General features: G+C 72.7%; 3 protein-coding genes. All 3 read right to left on the reverse strand.

Features of this window, described 5'->3' with window-relative positions; translation table 11 throughout:
* Window positions 1-98: 98 nt before the first annotated feature.
* From CBZ_RS19580 to CBZ_RS19590, 3 genes are read right to left on the reverse strand one after another with little or no spacing between them, the layout of a single operon-like run.
* Complete coding sequence (locus tag CBZ_RS19580) at window positions 99-2,006, reverse strand: glycoside hydrolase family 127 protein (protein ID WP_130783116.1); 1,908 nt, start codon at window positions 2,004-2,006, stop codon at window positions 99-101.
* Window positions 2,003-2,824 carry a carbohydrate ABC transporter permease gene (locus tag CBZ_RS19585; protein ID WP_130783117.1) on the reverse strand — a complete coding sequence of 274 codons (822 nt, stop codon included), beginning with the start codon at window positions 2,822-2,824 and terminating at the stop codon, window positions 2,003-2,005. Before CBZ_RS19585 ends, CBZ_RS19580 begins: the two co-directional genes overlap by 4 nt.
* 14 nt (window positions 2,825-2,838) lie before the next feature.
* The gene (locus tag CBZ_RS19590) at window positions 2,839-3,786 is read right to left on the reverse strand and encodes a carbohydrate ABC transporter permease (protein WP_130783118.1); all 948 of its coding nucleotides are present in this window, start codon (window positions 3,784-3,786) and stop codon (window positions 2,839-2,841) included.
* Window positions 3,787-3,885 lie beyond the last annotated feature (99 nt).

Raw genomic sequence — 3,885 nt, forward strand, 5'->3', positions numbered from 1 at the left:
ACGGGTGCCCCGGCCCGCAAGCGTGTCCCGGCCCGCAAGGGTGTCCCGCCGCCCCGGTCGTCGGCACGACGCGGGACGGCGGGACGGTCGGGGGCCGGTCAGGTCGTCGGGATCCAGACCCGCATGGTGCTCGGGCCGCGGTTCGCCCAGGTGTGGTACGGCACGAGCCGCAGGTCGAAGCCGTCGGCGGCGCGCTCGCGCGGGTCGGCGGTGTACGGCCACGGACCCTCGCCGTGCTCGACGGCCCGGCCTCGCGCGACGGCCCCGGTGCCCTCGGCGAGCAGCGTCGCCGACGGGTCCAGGCGGATCGCGTCGACGTGCAGGTCGCCCGGCAGGTCGGTCGACTCGGCGCACAGCACGAGCGGGCCGCGCTCGACCGCGACGCAGCCGCGCACGGCGTCGATGCGGTCGTCGGGCGTCGTGACGCGCGGCTGCACGGGCAGGGACAGCCGCACCTCGTCGCCGACGGCGAACTGCCGGCGGACCGTCGCGACGTCGCCCTCGACGGGCACCCCGTCGAGCGTCGCGGCGCCGACCGCCCACGCGGGCACCCGCAGCGACAGGCCGAGCTCGCCCTCCGGGGCGAGGGTCACGCGCACGACGACGTCGCCGTCGTACGGGTAGCCGGTCTCGACCTCGAGGCCGACCGAGCGGCCGTCGCCGAGGGTCGTCGCGATCCGCGCGGACGCGAACTGGTGCAGCTGCACGGCGTCGTCGGACACGGTCGCGACGTACGCGGCGAGCGACGCGAACGTGCGGGCGACGTTCGTCGGGCAGCACGAGACCTCGAACCACGGCGCGCGCAGCCGGGACAGCGCGCGTGCACTGACCTCGTCGGGGTGGGCGGCCTCGCCCGGGACCCGCTTGTGCAGGGGGTTCGTGTAGAAGAACGCCCGCCCGTCCTGCGCGGGCGACGTCGCGACGACGTTGAACAGCGTCCGCTCGACCGCGTCGCCCCAGTGGGCGTCGCCCGTGGCGAGCAGCAGCCGCCACGCGACCATGACCGACGCGACGCCCGCGCACGTCTCGCAGTACGCGCGGTCGGGCGGCAGCTCGTGGTCGTCGCCGTACGCCTCGTCCTGGTGGTGCGAGCCCATGCCGCCCGTCAGGTAGGTGCGGCGCGCGAGCGTCGCGGCGTACTGGTCGCGGACGGCGTCGAACAGCTCGTCGTCCCCGGTCTCGACGGCGACGTCGACCGCGGCGGCCGTCAGGTACAGCGCGCGCACCGCGTGCCCGCGCAGGACCGTCGCGTCCCGCACGGGGACGTCGTCCTGGTAGTACTCGCGACCGAACTCGATGTCGGGCAGGGTGCCGCGTCCGCGGCGCTCGACGAACAGCGCGGCCTGGTCCAGGTAGCGCCGCTCCCCCGTCGCGCGGGCGAGCTCGACGAGCGCGACCTCGATCTCCGGGTGGCCGCACACGCCGTCGCGCCCGTCGGGGCCGAACTCCGCGCACACGTGGTCCGCCGCGCGGCGGGCGATCGCGACGAGCTCGTCGTCGTGCCCGGTGCGCAGGCGCGCGACCGCCGCCTGGATGAGGTGGCCGTAGCAGTACAGCTCGTGCCCCCACGCCAGGTCGGAGTACCGCGGCTCCTGGCCGGGGCGTCCGAACTTGGTGCTGAGGTAGCCGTCGGGCTCCTGGACGGCGCCGATGAGGGCCGACAGCTCGACGATCCGCGCGTCGAGGGCGGGGTCGCCGGTGCGGCCGACCTCCCACGCCATCGCCTCGATCATCTTGTAGACGTCGGAGTCGGAGAACTCGCGCCCCGTGCGGTGCTGCGCGACCGTCCCGTCCAGGGCGTGCCGGAAGTTGTCGATCCAGCCCACGCGGGTCTCCCACGTGTCGCAGTGCGGGATCGAGGCCTCCCCGTTGACGCGCTGCCGGTCGGCCCAGAAGCCGCCCGTCAGGGCGACCTCGTCGAGACCGAGCGGCCGCAGCGCGCCCACGGAGGGCAGCACCGGTGCGGGCCGGGTGGAGGTGGTCTGGTGGTTCACGAGCGATCTCATCCCTTCAGCGCTCCCGACATGAATCCGTTGACGTAGTGCCGCTGGAGCACGAGGAAGAGGACGATGCACGGGATCGTCAGGACGACGACGCCGGCCTGCGTGGCGCCGTAGTCGATGACGCCCATGACCTGCTGGCGCATGTTGACCAGCGCCAGCGGCAGCGGCTGGTTCTCGCCCCCCACGAGGTACAGCGGCACCATGAAGTCGTTCCACGCGGCGAGGAACGCGAACAGCCCGATGGTGATGAGGCCCGGCTTGACCGCCGGGAGCAGCACGCGGCGCAGCGCGCCGAACGAGCCGCAGCCGTCGACGAGCGCCGCCTCCTCCATCTCCTTGGGCACCGACTCGAACGAGATGCGCATCATGAACATCGCGAACGGCAGCTGGAACACGGCGAGCACGAGGCCGACGCCGACGAGCGAGTTGTTGAGGCCCAGGTCCTTGAGCCAGATGACGAGCGGGACCAGCAGCGTCGCGTACGGGACCATGAGGATCGACAGCACCAGCAGGAACAGCGCGTCCTTGCCGGGGAACTGGAACCGCGCGAACGCGTACCCGCCGAACGTGGCGGCGACCAGCGTCGTCACGACCGCCACGGCCGTGATGACGAGCGAGTTGCCGAGGTAGTGGCCGACGCCGGCCTGGTAGTGGATCAGCGTCTCGTAGTTGCCGAACCCGTACCCGTCGACCTGCGCGGAGCCGGGCTGCGGGGAGACCGACGACACGGCCGTCCAGATCATCGGGTAGAGGAACAGGATGGCCAGGCCACCCGTGAGCACCCAGTAGGGCGTGCGACCGAGCACGCGGACGTTCTTCACGGCGTTTCTCCCTGTCACTCGTCGGGGGAGCGCCGCAGCGCCTTGAGCTGGACGATGTTGATGACCACCAGGGCGAGCAGCACGAGCACCGACAGCGCGGCGGCCATGCCGAGGTCGCGCTTGGACTCGAACGCCAGGTTGTAGACGAGCTGGACGACGGTCATCGTCGAGCCGTCGGGACCGCCCTTGGTGAGGATGTAGAACTGGTCGAACGCGAGCAGCGACCCGGTGACGCACAGGATCGTGGCGAGCGCGAGCGACGGCTTGAGCAGCGGCAGCGTGATCTTGCGGAACACCTGCCAGGTGTTGGCGCCGTCCATGCGGGCCGACTCGTAGACCTCCTGGCCGATGCCCTGCAGCCCGACGAGCAGCAGCAGCATGTAGAAGCCCGCGAAGCGCCAGACGATGAGGATCACGGTGCCCCACAGCGCGCCGTCGGCCGTCCCGAGGACGTTCACCTGGCCGCTGCCGAGCCCGAGCCGCTCGAGGAAGTCCGAGATCGGGCCGACCTGCGGCGAGTACAGCGCGTAGAACAGCAGCGACGCGGAGGCCAGGCCCAGGGCGGTCGGCAGCAGGAACGACGTGCGCAGCACGCCGGACCAGCGGCTCGACTCCTGCACGAGCAGCGCGAGGCCCAGGCCGAGGCCGATGAGCAGCACCGTCGCGATGAGCGTGTACTTCAGGGTGAAGCCGACCGCCGGCCAGAACATCCGGTGGTCGAGGACCGCCGTGTAGTTCTCCGGGAAGTTGGTGCCGTCGTTGCCCGCCAGCAGGGACCAGTCCGACGCGGACATGATCAGCACGAGCACGAGCGGGACGACGAACAGGACGGCGACGAGGACGGCGGTGGGGCTCGCGTAGAGCCAGCCGAGCAGGGGGCCGTGGGACCGGTTGGCGCGGCGCCTGCGGGGTGGGGGCGGCGCCGTTCCGGCGTCGGGCGGACGGGTGGTGACGGTGGTCATGCTGGCTCCGGGGTCGCGCCCGCTCGACGGCGGGCTCGGGGGTGGGACCGTGACGGGCGGCGGCGGGCGGTGCCCGTGCGGACGGGCCGTGCCCGCCGC

Origin of the sequence: Cellulomonas biazotea (genome assembly GCF_004306155.1) — a bacterium.
GTDB classification, from domain to species: Bacteria; Actinomycetota; Actinomycetes; order Actinomycetales; family Cellulomonadaceae; genus Cellulomonas; species Cellulomonas biazotea.